Genomic DNA, 1,775 nt, shown 5'->3' with positions numbered 1-1,775 from the left:
TCCGCGGACCGCCCCTGATCCGAGGATTCATCACGATCAGACGAGCGCGGGCTCGGCGGAGAACTGTCAACGGGCGTGCTCGTGTGCATGGGCGCAAGCCTGACGGCACATATGCCAAGAACCGGCACCGACGCAGCCCGACCACTGTTTCATTGCCAGGCCTTTGTAGTCGTCGATGCCGACGCATGGGGGCCGCAGACCCGACCACACGGTCAACCGCGGCTGCACGACCCGCCAGTGGAATCAGTTGTTGACGAAACCTTGAAATAACAGGCGGCCCAGCATCCGGAGCAACCCGGAGTGCTCCTGGTTACAGTGACCAGACGCCGTGAACCTCCCATCCATCATATCTTTCAGGTGATTTTTCGTGGAGTATCTGGTTGTCGTGGTATCCGCGACAATACTCACGTTCCTCGTTCATTTCTGCTTTGACCGGGATACGGCGCGGCGCATCCTGCCGGTGCTGCTCCTGGCCTTCGCCACACGGCTGCTGATCCATGTCCTGGTCCTACGGACCGGACTGCTGCCGTACGGAGGCGACAATTACACCTACGAATACAGGGCATCGAAGATCGTCGCACTCTGGGAGCGCGAAGGATTCCAGTTCGTCACTTCCGACCAAATCACCGACCTTTATTCCGTTGCCGTCCCCTGCAACATCTACGCGCTCATCATCTATCTATGCGGGGGACCCGCTCCCCTCGCCTGCACCGCGGTGGTGGCACTGATCGCCTGCGCGCTGTGCATCGTCATGTACCGTTTCGCCCGGCTCATCGGCGCGGACGAGCGAGCCTCCTACCGACTCCTCGCCCTGATGGCGTTCATGCCGGCGTTCCTGCTGCACACGTCGGACATGTTCAAAGACGGCTTCAACGCCTTCTGCGTCGTGGCATGCCTGGCCCTGGCCACGTCGAACGTGCAGAAATTCGACATCCGGAAAATACTGCTGCTCATTCCGTTGCTATGGGCGCTTTGGAACATACGGCCGTACATGGTCTTCATGTGCGGGCTGCCGCTCATCCTCGGCTTCGTCGCGTCCAAGCGCGTCCTCCCTCTGTGTACCCTCACCCTTCTCGCCGGCTTTCTGGCATGCCTCATATTCTTTCCCGAGTCGACCGAGAACCTGGCTGTGGAAACGATGCAGGCGCAGCTTGCCCAAGGGCAATCAAAAGAAGCGATCCGGGCGAATTCCGACAGAGATTCCGGCGTCGTATTCAACGACGGCGGAAACCCATGGGGCGCGTTGCCCGCAAAGGTCGTCTATACGCTGCTGTCGCCCTTCCCCTGGACGGGGGGAAGCATCGTGCTGCAGCTCGGAAAAATCGAGACACTGTTGTGGTACTACCTCCTCGTCCGCGCCGTTCAGGGGGGACGCGAACTGTGGAGACGTGAGCGCAGATTTCTCATGGTCATCCTCCTCTTCGTCCTGCCCTGCACAATCGTCTATGCGACGAGCATGGCCAATATCGGTCTCATTTTCCGTCAGCGGATGCCGATCGTCCTGGTCGTGAGCCTGCTGTCGGCGGTCGCCTGGACACGGGCCGAGCAGCGCCGCGGCCCAAAGAAGAGCCAAGGGCGGTTCAGCGAGGAATCGAGAATTTCTTCCCGATAAAGGCCTGGCAATGAAACAGTGGTCGGGCTGCGTCGGTGCCGGTTCTTGGCATATGGGCCGTCAGGCTTGCGCCCATGCACACGAGCACGCCCGTTGACACTTCCCCGCCGAGCCCGCGCTCGTCTGATCGTGATGAATCCTCGGATCAGGGGCGGTCCGCGGC

Annotated in this window: 1 protein-coding gene; it reads left to right on the top strand. The window is 60.8% G+C overall.

The features are described 5' to 3' along the window. Positions 1-367: 367 nt before the first annotated feature. A complete protein-coding gene (locus ABZ857_RS44085) occupies positions 368-1,612 on the top strand; it encodes a hypothetical protein (RefSeq protein WP_357056926.1) in 1,245 nt (414 codons plus the stop codon). Positions 1,613-1,775 lie beyond the last annotated feature (163 nt).

The organism is Microbispora sp. NPDC046933, assembly GCF_040644635.1.
Classification (GTDB): domain Bacteria; phylum Actinomycetota; class Actinomycetes; order Streptosporangiales; family Streptosporangiaceae; genus Microbispora.
The sequence above is the reverse complement of the archived record's forward strand: the minus strand, read 5'-3'. Positions and strand labels throughout refer to the sequence as shown.